The 22,316-nt window shown below is 36.3% G+C and carries 14 protein-coding genes and 5 pseudogenes; 11 read left to right on the plus strand and 8 right to left on the minus strand.

Annotated features, from left to right (window positions below; genetic code table 11):
* The first annotated feature begins 266 nt into the window (after window positions 1-266).
* The 4 genes and pseudogenes from nrdH to nrdF all read left to right on the plus strand — a co-directional run bounded on the left by nrdH (window position 267) and on the right by nrdF (window position 4,005).
* Window positions 267-491, plus strand: coding sequence for a glutaredoxin-like protein NrdH (gene nrdH, locus BscR1v2_RS01540; RefSeq protein ID WP_007477950.1), 225 nt, complete (start codon window positions 267-269; stop codon window positions 489-491).
* On the plus strand, window positions 491-883 hold the full coding sequence (nrdI, locus tag BscR1v2_RS01545; RefSeq protein WP_078689477.1) for a class Ib ribonucleoside-diphosphate reductase assembly flavoprotein NrdI: 393 nt from the start codon (window positions 491-493) through the stop codon (window positions 881-883). The genes nrdH and nrdI overlap by 1 nt, the downstream gene beginning before the upstream one ends.
* 2 nt (window positions 884-885) lie before the next feature.
* Window positions 886-3,019, plus strand: a pseudogene (gene nrdE, locus BscR1v2_RS01550) (class 1b ribonucleoside-diphosphate reductase subunit alpha).
* A gap of 12 nt (window positions 3,020-3,031) precedes the next feature.
* Window positions 3,032-4,005, plus strand: a pseudogene (gene nrdF, locus BscR1v2_RS01555) (class 1b ribonucleoside-diphosphate reductase subunit beta).
* Here nrdF and prmC read toward each other — a convergent pair.
* The 4 genes and pseudogenes from prmC to secA all read right to left on the minus strand — a co-directional run bounded on the left by prmC (window position 4,002) and on the right by secA (window position 9,268).
* Window positions 4,002-4,867 (minus strand): annotated as a pseudogene (gene prmC, locus BscR1v2_RS01560) (peptide chain release factor N(5)-glutamine methyltransferase). The pseudogenes nrdF and prmC sit on opposite strands and share 4 nt — an antisense overlap.
* The gene (gene prfA / locus BscR1v2_RS01565; protein ID WP_078689478.1) at window positions 4,864-5,943 is read right to left on the minus strand and encodes a peptide chain release factor 1; all 1,080 of its coding nucleotides are present in this window, start codon (window positions 5,941-5,943) and stop codon (window positions 4,864-4,866) included. The pseudogene prmC and the gene prfA overlap by 4 nt, the downstream one beginning before the upstream one ends.
* A 177-nt stretch (window positions 5,944-6,120) precedes the next feature.
* Window positions 6,121-6,537 (minus strand): Fur family transcriptional regulator, encoded by a 417-nt coding sequence (locus tag BscR1v2_RS01570; protein WP_010703440.1) that lies wholly within the window; start codon window positions 6,535-6,537, stop codon window positions 6,121-6,123.
* A gap of 15 nt (window positions 6,538-6,552) precedes the next feature.
* Window positions 6,553-9,268 (minus strand): annotated as a pseudogene (gene secA / locus BscR1v2_RS01575) (preprotein translocase subunit SecA).
* 414 nt (window positions 9,269-9,682) lie between these two features.
* On the opposite strand from secA, the gene BscR1v2_RS01580 reads away from it, so the two are divergent.
* From BscR1v2_RS01580 to BscR1v2_RS01595, 4 genes are all read left to right on the plus strand, one after another.
* Window positions 9,683-10,633, plus strand: coding sequence for a peptidylprolyl isomerase (locus BscR1v2_RS01580; RefSeq protein ID WP_078689479.1), 951 nt, complete (start codon window positions 9,683-9,685; stop codon window positions 10,631-10,633).
* A gap of 101 nt (window positions 10,634-10,734) precedes the next feature.
* The gene (argJ, locus tag BscR1v2_RS01585; protein ID WP_078689480.1) at window positions 10,735-11,973 is read left to right on the plus strand and encodes a bifunctional glutamate N-acetyltransferase/amino-acid acetyltransferase ArgJ; all 1,239 of its coding nucleotides are present in this window, start codon (window positions 10,735-10,737) and stop codon (window positions 11,971-11,973) included.
* A 127-nt stretch (window positions 11,974-12,100) separates the two neighbouring features.
* Window positions 12,101-12,514, plus strand: coding sequence for an 8-oxo-dGTP diphosphatase MutT (mutT, locus tag BscR1v2_RS01590; protein ID WP_078689481.1), 414 nt, complete (start codon window positions 12,101-12,103; stop codon window positions 12,512-12,514).
* A gap of 462 nt (window positions 12,515-12,976) precedes the next feature.
* Window positions 12,977-14,332 (plus strand): L-cystine transporter, encoded by a 1,356-nt coding sequence (locus tag BscR1v2_RS01595; RefSeq protein WP_078689482.1) that lies wholly within the window; start codon window positions 12,977-12,979, stop codon window positions 14,330-14,332.
* A 31-nt stretch (window positions 14,333-14,363) separates the two neighbouring features.
* On the opposite strand, the gene BscR1v2_RS01600 is transcribed toward BscR1v2_RS01595, so the two are convergent.
* On the minus strand, window positions 14,364-15,242 hold the full coding sequence (locus BscR1v2_RS01600) for a methyltransferase domain-containing protein (RefSeq protein ID WP_078689483.1): 879 nt from the start codon (window positions 15,240-15,242) through the stop codon (window positions 14,364-14,366).
* A 235-nt stretch (window positions 15,243-15,477) separates the two neighbouring features.
* On the opposite strand from BscR1v2_RS01600, the gene BscR1v2_RS01605 reads away from it, so the two are divergent.
* Window positions 15,478-16,224: a ComF family protein gene (locus BscR1v2_RS01605; RefSeq protein ID WP_078689484.1), complete on the plus strand. Its 747-nt coding sequence runs from the start codon at window positions 15,478-15,480 to the stop codon at window positions 16,222-16,224.
* 46 nt (window positions 16,225-16,270) lie between these two features.
* On the plus strand, window positions 16,271-16,525 hold the full coding sequence (gene grxC, locus BscR1v2_RS01610; protein WP_010703447.1) for a glutaredoxin 3: 255 nt from the start codon (window positions 16,271-16,273) through the stop codon (window positions 16,523-16,525).
* 21 nt (window positions 16,526-16,546) lie between these two features.
* On the opposite strand, the gene ubiG is transcribed toward grxC, so the two are convergent.
* Window positions 16,547-17,293 carry a bifunctional 2-polyprenyl-6-hydroxyphenol methylase/3-demethylubiquinol 3-O-methyltransferase UbiG gene (ubiG, locus tag BscR1v2_RS01615; RefSeq protein ID WP_078689485.1) on the minus strand — a complete coding sequence of 249 codons (747 nt, stop codon included), beginning with the start codon at window positions 17,291-17,293 and terminating at the stop codon, window positions 16,547-16,549.
* Between the two features lie 187 nt (window positions 17,294-17,480).
* Here ubiG and BscR1v2_RS01620 point away from each other — a divergent pair, with 187 nt between their 5' ends.
* Entirely contained in the window at window positions 17,481-18,734 is a 1,254-nt protein-coding gene (locus BscR1v2_RS01620) for an aspartate kinase (protein ID WP_007477971.1), read from the plus strand.
* A gap of 401 nt (window positions 18,735-19,135) precedes the next feature.
* Here BscR1v2_RS01620 and nhaA read toward each other — a convergent pair.
* Window positions 19,136-20,496: pseudogene (gene nhaA / locus BscR1v2_RS01625) on the minus strand (Na+/H+ antiporter NhaA).
* Between the two features lie 123 nt (window positions 20,497-20,619).
* A complete protein-coding gene (locus BscR1v2_RS01630; protein ID WP_078689486.1) occupies window positions 20,620-22,311 on the minus strand; it encodes a hypothetical protein in 1,692 nt (563 codons plus the stop codon).
* Between the last annotated feature and the right edge of the window lie 5 nt (window positions 22,312-22,316).

Below are 22,316 nucleotides of genomic sequence, written 5' to 3' on the forward strand. Positions count from 1 at the left end.
GAGGGGAATGGAAAATGAGTAAAGTAAGATGTTAAAAATGTTGTTTTGTAACTGATTATTGTGAAATGACCATTTGTTAGCATCAAGTTTTTATTATTTAGTAATGGAGTATCATAACTTAATATTTAAGTTTGTATTTATTTGTAACTAAAATATAGCTGCATGTATTTTACATGAAAGTTACTGTTTTTATTATTTTGTATTTGTATAAATTGTCAGAGTAAACTTTTTTAGGTTGTTTTTTTGAAATATGAAAGTTGAAGAGAATGTCTATAACTATTTATAGTAAGCCATCTTGTGTCCAATGTAATGCTACTTATCGTGCCTTCGATGCTAAAGGTATTAATTATCGTGTCGTTGATATTTCACGTGATGAACAAGCCTATAATTTTATTCAATCTCTAGGGTATCGTCAGGTTCCTGTAGTTGTATGTGGTGAAAATCATTGGTCTGGTTTTAGACCAGATATGATTAATGGTCTTTGTGGCTAATGGGGCTTATTGTCTATTATTCGAGTGTAACGGGTAATACTGAGTATTTCGTTTCTCAGCTAGGTCAACAGCTTTTCAAAATTGATAAAAAGAAACCATCTGTGTTAGTTGGGAAACCTTATATATTGGTCGTACCTACCTATGCAGATGGAGAAGGTAGGATGGCGGTGCCAAAGCCCGTTATTCATTTCCTTAATGAAATAGAAAACCGTAAATTAATTCGTGGAGTAATTGGAGGCGGAAATCGTAATTTCGGTCGTAATTATAGTTTAGCGAGCAAGATTATTTCTGAAAAATGTTTTGTGCCTTGCCTTTATCGTTTTGAGTTGCGTGGAACAGATGAAGACGTTATTTTTGTTAAAAAGGGATTAGAAAAGTTTTGGAAAAAGTAGATATGGAAGGGCTTCAAAAGCTGGATCAAGTTACAGATTATCATGCACTCAATGCAATGCTTAATCTTTATGATGAAAATGGTCATATTCAATTTGACATGGATCGCCTTGCTGCGCGGCAATATTTTCTCCAGCATGTTAATCAAAATACGGTTTTTTTCATGATTTGAAGGAAAAAATAGATTATCTGATAGAAGAAGGTTATTACGAGAAAGCATTATTTGAGCTTTATGATTTTTCTTTTGTCAAAAAGCTGTTTAAACATGCTTATGCATTTAAGTTTCGTTTTCCTACCTTTTTGGGGGCATTCAAATATTATACCAGTTATACGCTGAAAACCTTTGATGGAAAGCGCTATCTTGAGCGTTATGAAGATCGTGTTTGCCTTGTTGCTTTATATTTAGCACAAGGCAACAAAACTCTTGCTGAGTGTTTGGTTGATGAGATTATTACAGGGCGGTTTCAACCTGCAACACCAACGTTTTTAAATGCAGGAAAAAAGCAACGAGGTGAGTTGGTATCGTGTTTTCTATTGCGGGTTGAAGATAATATGGAGTCGATTGGTCGCTCAATTAATTCAGCTTTGCAACTTTCAAAACGTGGTGGAGGTGTTGCGCTTTGTTTGACTAATTTGCGAGAAGCAGGGGCACCGATCAAACAGATAGAAAATCAGTCATCTGGTGTTTTGCCTGTAATGAAATTGTTAGAAGATGCATTTTCTTATGCTAATCAACTTGGTGCACGACAAGGCGCTGGTGCTGTCTATTTACATGCGCATCATTTAGATATTATGACATTTTTAGACACAAAGCGCGAAAATGCTGACGAAAAGGTTAGAATCAAAACTCTTTCACTTGGTGTTGTTATCCCTGATATTACTTTTGAACTTGCACGTAATAATGAGGATATGTATCTGTTTTCACCTTATGACATTGAACGGGTTGTGGGAAAGCCTTTTAGCGACATTTCTTTGACAGAGCATTATCGATCTTTTGTTGATAATTCAAAAATCCGTAAGAAGAAAATAAGTGCGCGTGTTTTTTTCCAGACATTAGCGGAAATACAGTTTGAATCAGGTTATCCATATCTTTTATTTGAAGATACAGCTAATAGAACAAACCCGATAGCGGGCCGTATTAATATGAGTAATTTGTGCTCAGAAATTTTGCAGGTAAATGAAGCAAGTGAGCTGGAAACAGATTTAACTTATCGTACAATTGGGAATGATATATCGTGTAATCTTGGTTCAATGAACATTGCAAAAGCGATGGAAAGCAGTGATTTTGGTTGGACAGTGGAAACAGCTGTTCGTGCTCTTACTGCTGTTTCTGATATGAGTAATATTGCGTGTGTACCTTCTATTGCAAAGGGCAATTCCGAAAGCCATGCAATTGGTTTGGGGCAAATGAATTTGCATGGTTTTTTAGCACGTGAGCGGATTTATTATGGATCGCCGGAAGCTATTGATTTCACTAATATCTATTTTTATACAGTGGCATATCACGTACTGCGTGCTTCCAATTTGATTGCACGCGAGCGTCAGAAAGTATTTGTGGGATTTGAAAAGTCAGCTTACGCAGATGGTAGTTTTTTTACAAAATATATTGAAACAGAATGGAAACCACAATTTCCACTTGTACAAGAGCTTTTTGAGCGTAATAATATCGTTATACCAAATCAAGAAGACTGGAAGGAGCTCAAGAAATTAGTTATTGAACATGGGCTTTATAATCGCAATCTTCAAGCTATTCCGCCTACGGGGTCTATTTCCTATATTAATCATGCGACTTCTTCGATTCATCCAATTGCTTCAAAGATTGAAATTCGTAAGGAAGGCAAGATTGGACGCGTTTATTATCCTGCTCCTTATATGGATAATACAAATTTAGATTTCTATCAGGATGCTTATGAGATTGGGCCTGAAAAAATTATTGATACTTACGCTGCTGCGACGCAGCATGTAGATCAAGGTCTTTCGTTAACTTTATTTTTTCCTGATACAGCTACTACGCGTGATGTTAACTGTGCACAAATTTATGCTTGGAAAAAGGTATAAAAAGTGTTTATTATATCCGTCTGCGGCAAAAGGCATTGAGTGGAACAGAAGTTGATGGCTGTGTTTCGTGCAGCTTGTAGAAGGAAAATTATATGACACGAATTTCAACTAAAAATCCTGTTATTTGCGCTGTAAATTGGAATAAGTTGCATGATGAAAAAGATCTTGAAGTTTGGAATCGTTTAACTGGAAATTTTTGGTTGCCTGAAAAAGTACCACTTTCCAATGACATTCCTTCATGGGCAAGTTTAACAGAGGAAGAGCGCAAGCTGACAATTCGTGTTTTCACGGGTCTGACTTTGCTTGATACAGTTCAAAATACTGTAGGAGCCATTTCACTTATGGCTGATGCAATAACAGAACATGAGGAAGCTGTTTTGACAAATATTGCATTTATGGAAGCGGTTCATGCACGTTCTTATTCTTCTATTTTTTCAACTTTATGTTCAACAGCAGAAGTCGATGATGCTTTCAGATGGTCAGAAGAAAATGCTAATTTACAGAAAAAAGCAACATTAGTGCTTGAACGTTATGAAGCAAGTGATCCATTAAAGAAAAAATTGCCTCGACTTTGCTTGAAAGCTTTTTATTTTATTCTGGTTTTTATTTACCTATGTATTGGTCAAGTCGTGCTAAGCTGACTAATACAGCTGATTTAATCCGGCTTATTATCCGCGATGAGGCGGTTCATGGTTATTATGTTGGTTATAAATTTCAATTAGGGTTTGCTAAACTTGATGAAGCTAAAAAGCAAGAAATAAAAGACTTTGCTTTTAATATGTTGTTTGATCTTTACAGTATTGAATGTAAATACACTGAAGATCTTTATGATGCTATCGGATTAACAGAAGATGTTAAAGTTTTTATTCATTATAATGCGAATAAGGCATTAATGAATTTGGGTTTTGAGCCTCTTTTTCCACCTGAAGTTTGTCGAGTTAACCCTGCTATTTTGGCAGCTTTATCTCCAAATTCCGATGAAAATCATGATTTCTTTTCAGGCTCAGGTTCTTCTTATGTTATTGGTAAAGCAGTTGCAACCACAGATGACGACTGGGAATTTTAAGCATTAAGTGAAAAAAGAAGTGCGCGAGGTATGCCATTTAAATCTTTGCGCATTTTTAAATATTCAAAACCGTTTTTTTTAAACAAATCGCAGACTTCTTTTTGCTGAGAATATCCGATTTCAACAGCAACATAAGCTTTTTCTTTTAGGTGGTTTGCTGATTCATGTGCGAGTTTTCGATAAAAATCAAGGCCATCTTTTCCACCAACTAAAGCACGTAGCGGATCATGCAGACGAACTTCTTTTGCAAGGTTTTGAACATCTTTTTCTGGAATATAGGGTGGATTGGAAACAATAAGATCAAATTGGCCTGTGACAGAAGTAAACCAATCACTAAGCAAAGGTGTAAAACGTTGCGCAATGTCTGCATGCTTTGCATTTTTTGTAGCTGTTTTTAAAGCATCTTCAGAAATGTCAACAGCTATTGCATAAGTTTGAATAATTTGTTTGAGAATAGCAATAGCAATGGCACCACTTCCTGTGCCCATATCAAGAAAAGTTGCTTTCCCTGTTTTTTCTACCTGTTTTTTAAGAATTGGCAAAACGAGATCGACAAGTGTTTCTGTATCAGGGCGTGGTTCTAATGTATCTTGAGATAAAGTAAGTGATATACCATAAAAATCTCGTTTTCCAATAATACGATGGGTGGGCTCTCCAGCAATACGGCGCTGTATGGCTTTTTTTAATTGTGCGATCTGTTTAGAAGACAGACGCATATTTGGTTGCAGAATTCGATCAGTAGGGTTGTGCCTGTTACCCACTCAACAAGTAGCTTTGCATCAAGATTGGCTTCAGGAATTCCTTGATATTGTAACTTTTCTTGGGTTCTCCGGATGGTACTGTTGAGAGAATGATCACTCACTTGTTATCATCCATTTCAGTAAGGAGTCCTGTCTGATGATTGGAAATAAGTGCATGAATAAGTTCATCAAGATCTCCCTCCATGACACGATCAAGCTTATACAAAGTAAGATTAATACGATGGTCAGTCACACGTCCTTGTGGGAAATTGTAGGTACGAATACGTTCCGATCGATCACCAGAGCCAATTTGAGTTTTACGAGATTCTGAACGCTCATTTTCTGCTTTTTGTCGTTCAATATCAAATAAACGCGCGCGTAAAATTTGGAGTGCACGTGTTCGATTTTGGTGTTGTGATTTTTCTGCTTGTACAACCATAATTCCTGTTGGAATATGGGTGATACGTACAGCTGAATCCGTTGTATTTACATGCTGCCCACCTGCACCAGAAGCACGCATTGTATCAATACGAATATCCTCTGGATGAATTGCAATGTCAATTTCTTCTGCTTCTGGCAGTACTGCAACGGTGGCAGCTGATGTATGAATACGTCCACCAGCTTCTGTTTCAGGGATTCGTTGTACACGGTGAACACCTGATTCAAACTTAAGTTTAGAAAATACACCTTTGCCAGAAACAGTAGCAACAATTTCTTTATACCCACCAACATCTCCATCACTTAATGAAATGATTTCAACCTTCCAGTTATGAGTATTGGCATAACGTTCATACATGCGAAAAAGGTCACCAGCAAAAAGCGCTGCTTCTGATCCACCTGTTCCTGCTCGAATTTCAATAATGGCGCTTTTTTCATCAGCAATATCTTTGGGTAGAAGAAGAATTTGGAGTTCCCGCTCAAGTTGCTCAATTTTTTGACATAATAATGACAGTTCTTCTTGAGCAAGATTACGCATTTCCACATCTGTTTGTTTATCACTAATGATGTTTTTGAGCTCTTCTATTTCTTTGTAGAGAGCATTTAATGTGCGTATAGGAGTAACGATTAACTGTAATTCTGCATATTCAGAAGCTAATTTTATATAAGTTTCAGCATTTGGGCTTCCGGCCATTTGGCTTTCAATTATTTCAAAGCGCTTTTCAATTTGCTTTATACGGTTTTGTGGCAAAGAAACCATGGGCAATATTAGCCTAATTTGTTATAATATTAATAGTTCGTATAATCATCATATGGTAAAGGCTTGATCAAGCAAAAAAACGTTTTTAACTATGAAAACTGTAAAATTCTAAAGCGAATTTGTGTAAAACTTATTTTGCGTGGGCAATTTCTAAATAAGGCACATAAAATCACCAATTTAAGAATTACGTTTTTTCCCATAAAGCTCAAGACGATGGTGAATTATATTGTAGCCAAGAGAATGGGCAATCTCTTCTTGCAATTTTTCAATAATATCAGACTGAAATTCGATAATGTGTCCTGTTTCCACATCAATAAGATGGTCATGGTGTTGGCCATTTGCTTGTTCAAAACGAGATGGTCCACCACTGAAAGCGTGGCGATGAATTGTTCCATTTTCTTCTAATGTTTTCATTGTGCGATAAACAGTCGATAGTGAAATACTAGAATCTATTTTGTTTGCACGCTGAAAAATTTCAAATGCATTAGGGTGGTCATCTGTATCGGTTAAAATATCGAGGATAATACGCCTTTGGCGTGTTATCCTTAAACCTGCAGCTCGCAATACTTGTTCATAGTTTTGTTTTTTGTCCATCTTAACTGTCTACTTCTATGTGAAGGAGCCATGACAATGTTTATATTTTTTTCTGAACCGCAAGGACAAAGCTCATTGCGTCCAATTTTTCCCCATGTGGTTGGGTCATTGGGGTTACGTTCAGTTGGATCAACAAACCTATTTTCTTGTGTTCGAGCCCACAAGAAAGTATCATTTTTTTCATTTTGATTATCAGGAGCAGACTGGTCAATACAGGTTTGCACAGGTGCTGTTGGTTCTGTAGGTTGTTGAATAACTTCAAAACGCATGAGTTTAGAAATAGCATTTCTACGTAGATTTCTGAGCATGGTTTGAAAGAGTTCAAATGCTTCTGTTTTATATTCATTGAGAGGATCTCGTTGGGCATACCCACGAAAACCAATAATAGAACGTAAATGATCTAAATTAACCAGATGTTCACGCCATAATGTGTCAATTGTTTCAAGTAATATAGCTTTATGAAAATAGGCCATAATTTCTGGACGATATTGCTCAGCACGCTCATTTTCAAGTTTGGTAACGGCTTCTAATACGCGTTCAAAAATTTGTTTTTCAGCAACTCCATCTTCTTTTGCCCATTCTTCCACTGGTAGTTCAAGATTAAAAAGCTGATGGAGCTCTTTTTGCAGAGCTTTCGTATCCCATTTTTCAGAATATGTTCCAGATGGGATGTAGGCTTCTACCAAATTATCAACCACCTCATGTCGCATTTCACTAATTGTTTCCGTCAAATTTTCTGCATTCATAATTTCCATGCGCTGCTCAAAAATAACTTTGCGTTGATCATTCATCACATCGTCATATTTTAACAGATTTTTACGGATTTCGAAGTTTCGTGCTTCAACTTTTTTTGAGCTTTTTCAAGCGCTTTATTAATCCATGGATGGATAATGGCTTCATCTTCTCTCAACCCAAGTTTTTGCAGTACGCTATCCATACGGTCGGAACCAAAGATACGCATAAGATCGTCTTGAAGTGAAAGAAAGAATTTTGAACGACCCGGATCGCCTTGACGTCCAGAACGACCACGAAGCTGATTGTCAATACGACGACTTTCATGGCGCTCGGTAGCAAGAACATAAAGACCACCGGCAGATAATGCTTTTTCTTTAAGTTGCTTGACGTCTTTTATAATTTCTTCAATTCTAGCAGTTCGTTCTGCGCCTTCAGGGATATCCTGTAGCTCTTGTCGAATTCGCATCTCAACATTACCACCAAGCTGTATGTCAGTGCCGCGGCCTGCCATATTTGTTGCGATGGTTAATGCTCCAGGAACACCAGCTTGTGCGATAATATATGCTTCTTGTTCATGATAGCGAGCATTTAAAACTTTAAAATTGGTAATACCTTCTTTGCGTAAGCGTTCTGCTAGTTGTTCTGATTTTTCAATAGAAGTAGTACCTACAAGGATAGGTTGTCCTTTTTCGTGTGCTTGACGAATGTCTCGCACAATGGCACGATATTTCTCTTCTGCTGTTCGATAGATTTCATCATCTTCATCAAGACGTTGCACCGGAAGATTTGTAGGGATTTCAACAACTTCAAGGCCATAGATATTATTGAATTCTTCAGCTTCTGTTACAGCAGTCCCCGTCATACCAGATAATTTTTTATACATACGGAAATAGTTTTGAAAAGTAATAGATGCTAATGTCTGATTTTCTGGTTGAATGGCTACATGTTCTTTGGCTTCTAGTGCTTGATGCAAACCTTCAGAATAACGCCGCCCTGGCATCATACGACCTGTAAATTCATCAATAATGACGATTTCACCATTACGGACAATATAATCTTTGTCCTGAATAAATAGTTTATGGGCTTTCAAGGCATTGTTGATATGGTGAACAGTAGCAACATTTTCTATGTCGTAGAGACTTCCACTTTTAAGAAGCCCGGCTTGTTCAAGCATTTTTTCAATTTTTTCAGTACCAATTTCGGTAAAAATTGTTGTTTTTTGTTTTTCATCTATTTCGTAGTCTTCTGGAGTTAGAGAAGAAATAAATGTGTCAATAAGATTATAGAAGTCGGTGCGATCTTCTAAAGGACCGGAAATAATAAGAGGGGTACGTGCTTCATCTATGAGGATTGAATCAACTTCATCGATAATTGCATAATGATGTCCACGTTGAACCATTTGGTTAGGGCTAAAGGTCATATTATCACGTAAATAATCAAAACCCAATTCATTATTTGTCGCATAGGTAATGTCACACGCATAGGCTGCTCGGCGAGCATCGCTATCGAGATCATGCAGAATAACACCTGTGCTTAGACTCAAAAATCCGTAAATTTTGCTCATTGCTTCAGCATCACGGCTAGCAAGATAATCGTTCACAGTAACAACATGAACACCTTTTCCCTCTAATGCGTTGAGGTAAACTGGCAAAGTTGCCATTAATGTTTTACCTTCACCGGTACGCATTTCAGCGATGCCTCGATCATGAAGAACCATTCCACCAATGAGCTGTACATCAAAAGGACGCATGTTATAAACGCGTTTTGCTGCTTCACGGACAGTTGCAAAGGCTTCCACTAAGAGCGAATCAATAGTTGCGCCTTCAGTTAATCTTTGACGAAATTCGCTAGTTTTTTGGCAAAGCTGTGTATCACTTAATTTTTGGAATTGTTCTTCCAACGCATTAATTTGTACAACTTTTTGGCGAAAAGTTTTGATACGACGCTCATGAGCCGAACCAAAAAGTTTGCGCACAAAAACACCTAAATTGACCATTCCTGGTCCTTTCTTTTATTTATTACCATTGCGCTTGGTCGCTTCAATATTCAAATATATCGTCCCTATTTTGTATCTCTTAGAAGTACTTGATACAATCAAAATGTGGGCAGTATTATCATATTTCTAGTAGGTAACTTCTTTATATTTAAATTTTACCATAGAGATAAAAGGCTAAATTCATCGTGTCAACTTTAGGAATATTATTTAGTTTATAGAGTATAGAATGATTTAGGGTATAATATGACATTTTTCATTATGGTCATGGTATATATTATCCCAGTAAAACAAGATAAAAGGATAAATTCTGTGTTTTTTTAACAAAATTGCTGATTTATTTATCATGTTAGAGATTAAAGTGCTATGATAAAAATTGAAGCCTGGAAGTACATTCATTCTTAAGGGAGTATATTTATGAAATTCAAATTAACAACGCTCTTTGTGGCATCAACTTTATTGGTAAGCACGAGTTTGAGTGTAGTGGCTCAAGATCACGTAAAATCTGCACCAAATGATTTAAATACTTTGGATAAAGCCTCAGCAAAACCAATTGCGCCTTCTCACGTTATGGCCATTATTAATGGGAAGAGTATTACAGCGGGTGAATTGGATGAGCTAGCACTTGAAATAAATCCTAATTTGGCACGTCTTTCTGATGAACAGCGTCGTATAACAGTCTTAAAAGCCTATTTAGATATGCAAGCGTTTGCTAAAGCAGCAATTGAAAAAGGTATCGATAAAACAGAAGTTTATGATAAACGTATGGCAATTATGCGTGATAATGTTCTTCAGCAGCTTTATTTTAAACAGATGGTTGTTGATAAGATTCAAGATGCTGATTTGCAAGCTCTTTATGACAAGGAAGTTGCTGCTTTACCTAAAGAAGATGAGGTTAAAGCACGTCATATTTTGGTTAAAACGAAAGAAGCAGCAGAAGCTATTATTAAACGCTTAAAGAAGGGTGAAAGTTTTGAAGAGATTGCAAAAAAGGATTCAACAGATGGTTCGGCTTCTGTAGGCGGTGATCTTGGTTATTTTAGTTATGGTCAAATGGTTAAACCCTTTGAAGATGCTGCATTTAGTTTGAAAGTTGGTGAATACACTAAAAAGCCTGTTGAGAGCCCATTTGGTTGGCATATTATCAAAGTGGAAGATCGTCGACCAAAACAACCTCCTGCATTTGATGATGTTAAAGAGGTATTGCGTACACAGATTATGAAAGATCGTTATCATGCATTAATCATTGATTTGCGTAATAAGGTAGATGTGAAATATCCTGATTCTCATATTGCAAAACTCATGCAATCACTTAATGAAAATAATGCAGCCCTTCCAGGTGAAACATCCAATGAAGAAGAGGAATAATATCTTTTCAATCTAGGTTATTTGATATTTTTTCTTTTTCAAAAATTTCAGCAGTTATTTAATTGCCTGAGATTTAATTGATTTTGACGGGAAAATACGTAATGGCTGTACAGATATCGCCTTTATCTCCCAAAACAATACAAGAGCTTCCGCCATTATCCGGTGTACGGATGGCAACGGCGGAAGCTGGGATTAAATATAAAAATCGTACAGATCTTCTCTTGATCGTATTTGATGAGCCAGCAAATGTGGCAGGTGTTTTTACACGTTCTAAATGTCCATCTTCTTCTGTGGATCATTGTCGTGCATCGCTTTCTCATGGAGTTGCGAGGGGTGTTGTTGTTAATTCTGGGAATGCAAATGCTTTTACAGGACATAAAGGTAAGCAAACAACAGATGCAATAGTACACACTGCAGCAAGTATCTTAAAGGCTAGAGAAAATGAAATTTTTTTGGCCTCTACTGGTGTTATTGGCGAATTAATGAGTGCCTCTTGTTTATTAAATCTTTTGCCCAATATGGCTACTGAAGCAGAAGAAGGAAATTGGTTAGAAGCTGCAAAAGCTATTATGACAACTGATACGTTTCCAAAGCTTGCAACACGCAGATTTGACTTTGGTGGGGAAGTTGTGACCATTAATGGAATTGCAAAAGGTTCTGGTATGATTGCTCCAGATATGGCAACAATGCTTTCTTTTGTAGTAACTGATGCAGCAATTGCTTCTGATATACTTCAATCTATGTTATCAGAGGCGGTTCAGGGATCTTTCAATTCCATTACTGTTGATAGTGATACTTCAACATCCGATACATTGATGTTATTTGCAACAGGGAAAGTAACAGGCAATTCCCTTTGTCTGACGAGTAAATCAGATCCGCGTTATAAGGCATTTACAAAGCAATTGAGTGAGCTTTTGCATGAACTTGCATTACAGGTTGTTTGTGATGGTGAGGGGGCCCGTCATTTAATTGAAGTTAGTGTAACTGGTGCCACAACAGATAGTGCCGCTAAAAGCATTGCTCTATCAATTGCAAATTCACCCCTTGTAAAAACGGCTATTGCGGGTGAAGATGCTAATTGGGGGCGGGTGGTTATGGCAGTTGGAAAAGCTGGTGTTGAAGCAAATCGCGATTTCTTAACAATCTGGTTTGGCGAACATCGTGTGGCTGTTAATGGAGAGCGTGATCCTGATTATAGTGAAGAGATGATGAGCACTTATATGAAAAACCAATACATTACGATTCGTGTTGATATCGGTCTTGGAAGTGGTAAAGCAACAGTTTGGTCTTGCGATTTAACAAAAGAATATGTTGCAATTAATGGCGACTATAGAAGTTAATTGATATAATATAAATTCAGATATTAAGTATACATTCTCTTTTAATTATTAGACACTCAAACTTTTTCAATTCTTTAAGGGGAGATAATAGAAGAGGTTAGAGTTATATTACTGTTGGAGACAAGTAATGCAGATAAAACGCTCACTTCTTCTTGTCGTTGCATGTGCATTGTTGGATAAAGATAATCGAGTTTTACTTGCAAAGAGGCCTCCAGGAAAATCAATGAGTGGTTTGTGGGAATTTCCTGGTGGAAAGGTTGAAGAGGGGGAAACACCAGAGGAATCATTGATTCGTGAATTAAAGGAGGAGCTTGATATTCATGTTCAAAAAAATAATTTTTTGCCTTTAACATTTGCAAGCCATAGTTATGAAACATTTCATTTATTAATGCCATTTTATATCTGTCGCCATTATAGGGGTATCCCTCAAGGACGAGAAGGGCAAAATTTAAAATGGATTTTTATTAACGATCTTGATAAATATTCTATGCCTGATGCTGATAAGCCATTAGTGCAGGTGTTGAAAAACTTTCTTCTGTAATATGTTTATGAGTGGAGAAAATATTGAAAAATGGACGTTTTGTTCATTAAATATTTTGATAAAAGGAGGCTTTAGATAGATCTAACTCCAAAAAGGTGTTTTGTGATTATCCCCAAGGATTTTCTTATTTCTCTTTAAGATCAATCGCTCCATCATTACTGTTTATGGCTTTTTATATATTGTTTTTCATTGAGATGCGATAGTGATTGCATGTAGCTTATTATTTATGAAAGAAATATTATATTCTTTAAAATAGAATTTTGCAGATATGTAAAAATCAGCTTATTTATTTTCTATTTTTATATAACTATGAATAGGTGAAAATTCGTTTCTGGCCTATAACTAATAAAAATAATGATTTTGTAAAAATGTAGTAAGCTCTATATTTTTTAATATTACGAGTGAATTTTAAATTATATATTATTTTTTAATGTAAAGCACAAAAAATAGTAGGCATAAGCAATGACATTTAATTTTTTTATTAATTTATTTCTATTTATTATTTTTTTATTATTGCTTTCTCAAAGTAAAAAAATCAAATGGGGTTTTGCGCTACGTGTTATGTTGGGTCTTATTGTTGGCCTGATTTTTGGAAGTGCTTTGCAGTTTATTTATGGGGAAGGCGAGTCAACACTATTAAAATCTGTTGAATGGTTTAACATTATTGGAGATGGTTATCTATTATTGTTGCAAATGATTGTTATGCCATTAGTGTTTATCTCTATCGTTTCAGCGGTAGCGCATTTGCATTCTTCTTATGCTGTTAGCAGAATTAGTGTAGTAACAATTTCAATATTACTTTTTACAACGTGTATTTCAGCATTGGTTGGTATTTTAGTAGTTAACTTTTTTGGGTTAACAGCGAATGGTTTAGTGCATGGAGGGGAGGATATATCTGCTGTTCTTGGCGGGAATACTTTTCAAGTTGGAGAAATAAATATACCAAAATTAATTTTATCATTTATTCCCCAAAATCCATTTGCTGACTTAATGGGATCTGAACGTACATCTATTATTAGGGTTGTTATTTTTTCAGCGTTTTTAGGATCTGCTGTTCTTCTTTTAAAGAAAGATGATCCAGATAAAGGGGAGAAAGCTCTTTCATTTATTCAAGTTATACAGTCTTGGGTTATGTGGTTAGTACGTATTGTAATTGCGTTAACGCCTTATGGTATTTTTGCTCTTATGACTAAGGTGGGTGCAACCTCAAATGTTGCTGATATTTTTAAATTACTAGTTTTTATTGTTGCTTCTTATATTGGTATTATTCTTATGTTTGGAATTCATGGTGTGTTGCTTGGTATATCAGGCATTAACCCATTTCGTTTTTTCAAAAAAGTTGTACCTGTTTTGACATTTGCTTTTAGTAGCCGTTCAAGTAGTGCTACTATTCCTCTAAATATTGAAGCGCAAACCCAATGGATTGGTGTACCACAATCAATTGCAAGTTTTGCAGCTTCTTTTGGTGCAACGATTGGCCAAAATGGTTGTGCAGGTCTTTATCCAGCTATGCTTGCAACCATGATAGCACCATCTGTTGGTATTAATCCTTTCGACCCTATCTGGATTGCTACTCTCGTTGGGGTAGTAACTTTGAGTTCTATTGGAGTTGCTGGTATTGGTGGTGGTGCTGTTTTTGCTGCATTAATTGTTTTACCAATTATGGGGCTCCCTATTGCTTTGGTAGCCGTACTTATTTCTGTTGAACCTTTAATTGATATGGGGCGTACAGCTCTTAACGTTAATGGTTCAATGTTGGCTGGAGCTATGACAAGTCAAATATTACGCACAACGGATAAGAGCATTTTTGAAAAATAATTTTTCTATAAAATTTGCGGTTTTTTCATTGTTATTTTGATTGTTTTTCTAAAACATCAACAAGGAATATTTGCGCTGAACCAGGACGTAAGGGTTTTTGTTGATTTTGATCAGGTGCCCAGCCGGATAACCATATGAAAGAAAAATGCGCGCGAATGCGACCATCTGGATCACTAAACTGTTGTGCGTAGATTTCAGCAGCGCGAAGAAAAAAGCGCTTAGACACAGGGCGTTGTGAGCGGTTAATTAACGCATTTTGCATCCCCATGGCTTTAAGGTCATGCATGAGATCAAACATTGTATTGTAGCGTATTGTGATATTTTCGATATCCACTACGGGCATAGCAAAACCAACACGTTGTAAAATAGCTCCTACATCACGAATATCGGCAAAAGGATAAATTCTTGGGCTAACTCCTCCATAAATTTCGAGTTCAGCTTGAAGCAAACTTTCTCGCAATTCTCTTAATGTTCCAGCTCCAGTCATAACTGCAAGAAATAGGCCATCTGGTTTAAGAATGTCCTTTATTTGTTTTAAAACACCAGGGGTATCATTGGTTAATTGTAGTGAGAGAAGCGAAACAACAAGATCGCAATAGTGTGGTGGAAAATCAAGAAATTCTCTGTCACGTAAATGAAATTTTTGATCATGACTTTGGTAAAGAATGTCAGTTTCAACACGTTCTATAGAGCTAATTTTGCCAGATTTTTTTAAAGTTTGTACAGCAAGGCCCGTATGGCTATGTAAATCTAGAGCTAGTGTGAATTGACGCTCAACAGTTTTTAGACGTTTGTAAAGATCCTCAGCAACATAGGATAATAAAAAATCATATCCCTCTTTTGCTTTTTTAAAAGCGCGTTTGCGAAATTGTTCAATGCGGATATGGTCAAAAATAAGAGGATGAGACATATCGCTTACCATTTCCTGTTTTGGGGATATAGTTTTAAATAAGTTTATTATGATGCAATGCTATATCAAGCTTATGATGAAAAAGGAACGACGAAATAGCTTGATAAAACTGAGTATTTTTGAAAAAATCAAATTTTATAGGTTTTGAAACGTAAAAAAAATGTCTTATGCTACAAAGCTATGAAAGAATAAACTGATGAAGTGATACTTTTGAGATTTTTAAAAATAGGGGGATATGTTGGGTAAATTCATTGAGTCCTTAATAAAAATTTTATATCCACCGACTTGCCCTGGATGTAAGAAAATTGTTTCTGCTTATAGTACGGTTTGTTCTGATTGTTGGAAAGATTTTCAATTTATTACGAAACCTTATTGTCCTGTTATGGGGATTCCTTTTGCTTACGATATGGGAGAAGGTTTTCTTAGTGGTGAAGCAATTCAAGCCTCTCCTCCTTTTTCACGTGTTCGTTCAGTGGTTGTTCATAAGGGGTTAGCGCGACTTTTGACAATCCAATTGAAATATAGTGATCGTCTAGAATTAGCACGTTTTATGTCTAATTGGATGGTACTTGCAGGGCGTGAACTTCTTGATGATTGCGATGTTATTATACCTGTTCCATTGCATTTTCGTCGTTTTTTCTGGCGACGTTATAATCAATCTGCTGAACTTGCCCGTTATATTGCAGCAGCACGGAAAAAACCTTTTAAACCTAGCTGGCTTGTTCGTTCTCGGCATATTCGTCCACAGGTTGGTTTATCTGCTAAGGAAAGAAAACTTAATGTGCAAAGCACTTTTAAGGTACCTCATAAAATTAAAAAGCATTTAAAAGGGCGTTCTATTTTGCTGATTGATGATGTTTTGACAACAGGTGAAACAATTACTGCAGCAGCTGCAACATTAAAACGTGCAGGTGCACAACAAGTTGATGTACTGACATTTTCGCGCGTATTAAAAGACGTTTCTGTTTTGTCTCACTCTTGAGAAGTGATTAAAGATTGATTATATCAAAAAACATTGGAGAAATATTATGAAAGAAATAACACTTTATACACGTCCCGGTTGTCCCTATTGTACAAAAGCGCGTGCTTTATTTGATAAAAAGGGCGTCAAATATACAGATATTGATGCATCAACTTCCCTTCGCCAACAAATGGTACAACGAGCGAATGGGCGTAATACGTTTCCTCAGATTTTTATAGGTGATTATCATGTTGGAGGTTGTGATGATCTTTATGCTTTAGATGCTGAAGGTAAACTCGACTGTTTACTCAAAAGTGCCTAATAATTATCTGTTATGGTTAGCTTATTCAAACCGTTTTGCAAGAAGCATGTAGTTAACGTCCATATCTTTTGAGCGATTCCAGCTATCATTTAATGGATTATAAGTAATGCCAATCTCATCAATAACGGATAGGGTATTTTGAGATAATAGCTTTTTAAGCTCTTGAGGTTTTAGAAATTTTTTATAGTCATGAGTTCCTTTTGGGAGCCAACGTAGAATATATTCAGCACCGACAATTGCTAACCCCCAAGCTTTCCATGTACGGTTAAGTGTTGCGACAAACATAAGCCCTTGTGGTTTGAGCATTTTGGCAGTGGCCGACATGAAGAGATTAACATCGGCAACATGTTCAACAATCTCCATGTTGAGAATTACATCAAATTGTTCTTCTTCATCTGCAAGTGTTTCTGCAGTGGTGGCGCGATAATCAATTGAAAGACCGCTTTGGATTGCATGGGTTTTTGCTACCTCGATATTGGTTTGCGAAGCATCGGCTCCTATAATAGTGGCTCCAAGGCGGGCCATTGGTTCACATAATAAGCCGCCCCCACAACCAATATCAAGAATCCTCAAACCTTCAAAAGGCGTAAGGGACATAGGGTCACGATCAAATTCTAAACAGATTTTTTCTTTAATATAAGCAAGGCGTGTTGGATTGAATTGATGGAGGGGGCGAAATTTGCCTTGCGGATTCCACCATTCAGAAGCAATTTGTGAAAAATGATCAATTTCACTCTGATCAATCGTAGTGTGAGCTTTATTTATCATATCACTCTCCTTTTATTTTTATATTATCAAGTCAGGTAGATTTTTCTAAAGTCAAGAGTAAATTAACATAATCACGCTGGGCTTGCGAAAATTATAGATATTGGTTATGTCGAAAAGAAATTTGATACGGCGACAGGACCTTATTCTAACTGTCTCATTTGAAATAAGAAATATAAGAGTATTATAAATGGCACGTATTGTCATGAAATTTGGTGGCACATCTGTAGCAAACATTGAATGTATTCATAATGTTGCTCGACATGTCAAAAGAGAAGTAGATGCGGGTAATGAGATTGCAGTAGTGGTATCTGCAATGGCCGGTAAAACAAATGAGCTCGTTCAGTGGACGCGTGAAGCTTCACCAATGCATGATGCTCGTGAATATGATGTAATCGTTTCTTCTGGGGAACAAGTAACAGCAGGTTTGTTGGCTATTACACTCCAAGCGATGGGAGTGAATGCTCGCTCATGGCTTGGGTGGCAAATCCCTATTTATACTGATAATGCACATAGCGGTGCACGGATTGTAGATATTGATGGATCTTTTTTAATACAGCGTTTTCAAGAGGGGCAGGTAGCAGTTATTGCTGGTTTTCAAGGATTAGCTCCAAATAATAGAATTTCTACCTTGGGACGAGGTGGGTCAGATACAAGTGCTGTTGCAGTGGCGGCGGCTTTGCAGGCTGATCGTTGTGATATTTATACAGATGTAGATGGTGTTTATACAACTGATCCGCGAGTTGAACCTAAGGCACGTCGTTTACCGAAAGTGGCTTTTGAAGAAATGCTTGAAATGGCTTCTCTTGGGGCAAAAGTTTTGCAAGTTAGGTCTGTTGAATTAGCTATGGTCCATAAAGTTCGTACTTTTGTACGCTCAAGTTTTGAAGATCCCGATGCTGTGGACATGTGCAGTTCAGTTAATCCCCCTGGAACACTTATTTGCGATGAGGATGAGATTGTGGAACAACAAAATGTTACTGGTATTGCTTTTGCTAAAGATGAAGCACAAATTTCACTACGTAGGCTGGCGGATCGTCCGGGTATTTCTGCAGCAATTTTTGGCCCTTTGGCTGAAGAGCGTATCAATGTTGATATGATTGTGCAGAATATTTCTGAAGACGGTTCAAAGACTGATATGACTTTTACTGTACCATCAGCTGATGTAGATAAGGCTGTTGCACTTCTTGAGAAAAATCGTGCAGAGATTGGGTTTGATGTTATTCAGTCTGAGAGTGATCTTGCAAAAGTTTCTGTTATTGGTGTTGGTATGCGCAGTCATGCAGGGGTTGCAGCTACAGCATTTAAGGCTTTGGCTGAAAAAGGCATTAATATTCAAGCAATTACCACTTCAGAGATTAAGATTTCTGTCTTAATTGATAGTGCTTATACTGAACTTGCAGTAAGAACTTTGCATGCTGTTTATGGTCTTGAGATAGGATAAGTATTTTTAATTTTAAATATTTTCCAAGTAATTAGGCATATTTAGATTTTATATGTACTTGTACTCTAGCTAAGAGCCTTACTAAGATTGCTTCTTGTTTTTTACATCAGCTATTATGAGCATAAAGTTTTTTTTATTTTGTTCTAAAAATATAAAAGAGTCTATTATTAAGGTGTTTATTATTAGAGTGTTATGTGGTTTGTTTACGCTTAATCAAGCTACATTGGTGTGAATGCAAATTGTATGCGCTTTTAAAAGATTCTTGTAGGTATAAATTGCACTTTATTGCCTATGATGAATGACTGAAATCAAAAAAATAATCATGTGCTGTCATTCATTGAATGTAATTAAAGCCTTAAATGTTTTCAAAGTTTTAGCTTAAAGTAAGCTCTATGGCTTAGTTAATTGCAATTTGTGACACGCTTTTTATTATTTTTGATATAAAAGAGGCCATATCCAAGGCCAATAAGGGCAGAAAGGCCAGATCCACAAAGTACACCAATTTTTGCAGAATCAAGTTGAACAACATCTTTAAAAGCAAGCATTGAAACAAAGATTGACATTGTAAAACCAATACCTGCTAAAAATCCAATTAATAATATACCCGCCCATGCTACATTAGGAGGAAGGCGGCATAGACCTGATTTTACTGCTAAATAGCTAGCTGCAATAATACCAAGCGGTTTACCAATACATAGTCCCATGATAATGCCGAGAACAATCAAAAATGATTTGTCAGAAGAGAGGTCAAAGTTTGCAAAGTTAACGCCAGCATTTGCAAAAGCAAAAATTGGCATCACACCATACGCTACCCATGGATGTAACGCTTTTTGAACCCGTGTTACAGGTGCGATTATATCGCGTTGTCCTCTACGCACTTTTTTTAATGTGCTTGATATATGATGAAGATCTGTGCTTGTGTTTTTTTCTTGAAGTGTTTCAACTGCGTTGCTTAGCATTGTAAGCGGAGCTACAAGATTACGGGTAGGTAAGACTGGGGTCATCATGCCTAAAATTACGCCGGCAAGTGATGGATGAGCGCCTGTTATCATTAATCCCCACCAAATGATTGCACCAGGCAAAATATAAAGCCACGCTGATGCAAACCCAATCCATTGAAAAAATAAGACTAAAACAATACCTGCTGCTGCGATAGCTAAACCACTGGGATCTAAATTAGTTGAGTAGAAAAAAGCAATAATAAGAACAGCGATAATATCATCAATAATTGCTAATGATAAAAGAATGATATGAAGATTAGAAGGAATTGCTTTCCCAAGAAGAGCGAGAATACCTAATGCAAAAGCAATATCGGTAGCTGTCGGCACAGCCCAACCATAAGTATCCCCCCATTTAAGTTAATGCTCAGATAAATAATTGCAGGAAGGCAAACTCCACCTATTGCTGCTACAATTGGTAAAATTGCTTGTTTAAAATTGGCAAGAGCACCTTCGTGAATTTCACGCCGAATTTCCACTCCCGCTACGAGGAAAAACACAGTCATAAGAGCATCATTAATCCAAAAATGTAGATCCCATGATAAATTAAAATAGCCAAAATTAAAGCCAAGAGGTGTATGCCAAAATGCTTCATAAGAAGAAGAATATTTAGAATTAGCAAGTATGAGCGCAGTTGCAGCTGCCAATAAAAGAACAATACCACTTACCGCCTCGATATGGAGAAAACGCTCAATTGCGGAAAGTGCCCGATTTGTGACGAGAGAGGCTCGATTTGGTAAGCGATTTGAGGATAAATCAGGCATAAAAAACTCCAAATATCAATTTATTCATAGATGCTTTGTTTATAAGCTATTTCTGTATATCTATAGTATTATATGAAGAAAAGAGGGGATGGTAATTCTCCAATTTTAAAACCAATTATGTTTTTAATGAGATGCTTCATTTTTAACAGTAAGACTCATTTTATTAAGAACAGCTGATAAATTATTTTGCAAAGCGGCTTCAAGATCAGATGCTGTAAGCCCTTTATTATCTTTTGCTGCTATTTTTATTTTTAATGTTTGTGGATTTCTAGCAAAATTGCCGAGGGCTTTCGAAATATTTTCAGCTTCATCATGATTTTTTAATAATATTTTGGGGCTTTGGGTCACGATTAAATAAAAATTATCATAAAGTTCTTGTTTGAGATCATGTTTATTATCGTTAAGACTTTGTGCAAGATAAGAAAAGATTTTATCAATAAGGCCAGCATCTGTATAACATATGTCAATTTCAGAGATGCCAAGATTTTGAGAAGCAGCAATCATTGCGTCCTTTTGACCAGAGAAGAATGTTTTATCAACATCAATAACTCTAGCTGAAATTTTTCCAGAGCCAATGTTTTGGACGTTGAAAGACATTGCATTAAGCGAAAGGATACGCTCTTTTTCATTGTAAGAGATATCAAGCTTTCCTGAAACATCAAGGTGCTCAAAGCCCGTATTTTTAAGAAAATCTAAGTCTTTTCTCTCCATTTTTTTAGGTAAGATTGAAAGGCCATTAAGAGAGAGCAAAAGATTTTCTGGTATGGCTTGTTGCCATTGGTCTGATTTTAATTGGAATGATTCAAGGTTTGTTTTTATCTGTGGTGTATCAATAATTACTTTATCAATTTTAGCATCAACTGAGGTAATAGCTGAGAGGCCATTTACGAGAATGGCATTTTGTGCTGTTTGATTATTTGTTTTTTTTGCGCTGAGGTAATCTTGAATAAGTTTTTTTAAAGGCTGATCGAGAGGTTGTATTTTTAAGCCAGATGTTTCAAATTTTCCAAAGGAGAAAGAAGTGTTTTTTTCTTCTCCTTCAAAAATATCAGCTACTACATTACCCAATGTGATAGGACCAATAACGGTTTTGCCTTGATTCTTGACGTTGTTTTTATCAGAAATGATAGAATAAACATAACCCACATCAATATTATGGGCTTTTATTGGGTTACTTTTAACGATTAGATATATCTTTTTGGTACTATCTGCAGCTGTCTTTGCAAGACTTATATTGGTCGTTATATCTTTGATACCAACGAAATGAATACGACCATTTTGAAGATTAGAAAGCTGAAAATTCTTGATATTAATTCTTTCAGTTGGCTTATTCTCATCCTCTATGAAAAGTAATATATCTGGTGCATTAATTGATGAAATATCAATACGCATAAACGATTGCAAAAAGGAAGACGTGATCGTAGCATCTTTGTTTTTCAAGGATACATTATTAATGGAGATTTTAGGAACTTGTAGACGAACATTCTTATATGTTAAGTCAATATCATAAAGTGTGAAAGCACCAGGAATGAATGCAATGGGGGGACGTCCTGAAATAGAACCAATTTTAAGTGATGTATCAGCTGGGGTTGGTAGAGTGACGTTAGTCAAATTTATTTTACCTAGAATACTGACTTCGGATGTTTCTGCATTGATAGAACGACGGGCTATTTCTTTTTTTACAAAGCTATCAAGGTGGGGTTTTGCCATATAAAAACCACCAATAACTACTATTGTTAAAATAGCAACAAATCCAATAATATACGTCAACCAATATTTTAGGTTATTGCGATACCAACTATTAAAATTGATCATTATTT

Origin of the sequence: Bartonella schoenbuchensis R1, assembly GCF_002022685.1 — a bacterium.
GTDB classification, from domain to species: Bacteria; Pseudomonadota; Alphaproteobacteria; order Rhizobiales; family Rhizobiaceae; genus Bartonella; species Bartonella schoenbuchensis.

What these genes read in the sequence shown, in the direction of transcription:
- BscR1v2_RS01600 (WP_078689483.1), bottom strand. Translation starts at nt 15,242, where the DNA reads ATGTCTCATCCTCTTATTTTTGACCATATCCGCATTGAACAATTTCGC.
- argJ (WP_078689480.1), top strand. Translation starts at nt 10,735, where the DNA reads ATGGCTGTACAGATATCGCCTTTATCTCCCAAAACAATACAAGAGCTT.
- ubiG (WP_078689485.1), bottom strand. Translation starts at nt 17,293, where the DNA reads ATGATAAATAAAGCTCACACTACGATTGATCAGAGTGAAATTGATCAT.
- BscR1v2_RS01580 (WP_078689479.1), top strand. Translation starts at nt 9,683, where the DNA reads ATGAAATTCAAATTAACAACGCTCTTTGTGGCATCAACTTTATTGGTA.
- BscR1v2_RS01630 (WP_078689486.1), bottom strand. Translation starts at nt 22,311, where the DNA reads ATGATCAATTTTAATAGTTGGTATCGCAATAACCTAAAATATTGGTTG.
- BscR1v2_RS01570 (WP_010703440.1), bottom strand. Translation starts at nt 6,537, where the DNA reads ATGGACAAAAAACAAAACTATGAACAAGTATTGCGAGCTGCAGGTTTA.
- BscR1v2_RS01620 (WP_007477971.1), top strand. Translation starts at nt 17,481, where the DNA reads ATGGCACGTATTGTCATGAAATTTGGTGGCACATCTGTAGCAAACATT.
- grxC (WP_010703447.1), top strand. Translation starts at nt 16,271, where the DNA reads ATGAAAGAAATAACACTTTATACACGTCCCGGTTGTCCCTATTGTACA.
- mutT (WP_078689481.1), top strand. Translation starts at nt 12,101, where the DNA reads ATGCAGATAAAACGCTCACTTCTTCTTGTCGTTGCATGTGCATTGTTG.
- nrdI (WP_078689477.1), top strand. Translation starts at nt 491, where the DNA reads ATGGGGCTTATTGTCTATTATTCGAGTGTAACGGGTAATACTGAGTAT.
- BscR1v2_RS01595 (WP_078689482.1), top strand. Translation starts at nt 12,977, where the DNA reads ATGACATTTAATTTTTTTATTAATTTATTTCTATTTATTATTTTTTTA.
- prfA (WP_078689478.1), bottom strand. Translation starts at nt 5,943, where the DNA reads ATGGTTTCTTTGCCACAAAACCGTATAAAGCAAATTGAAAAGCGCTTT.
- nrdH (WP_007477950.1), top strand. Translation starts at nt 267, where the DNA reads ATGTCTATAACTATTTATAGTAAGCCATCTTGTGTCCAATGTAATGCT.
- BscR1v2_RS01605 (WP_078689484.1), top strand. Translation starts at nt 15,478, where the DNA reads ATGTTGGGTAAATTCATTGAGTCCTTAATAAAAATTTTATATCCACCG.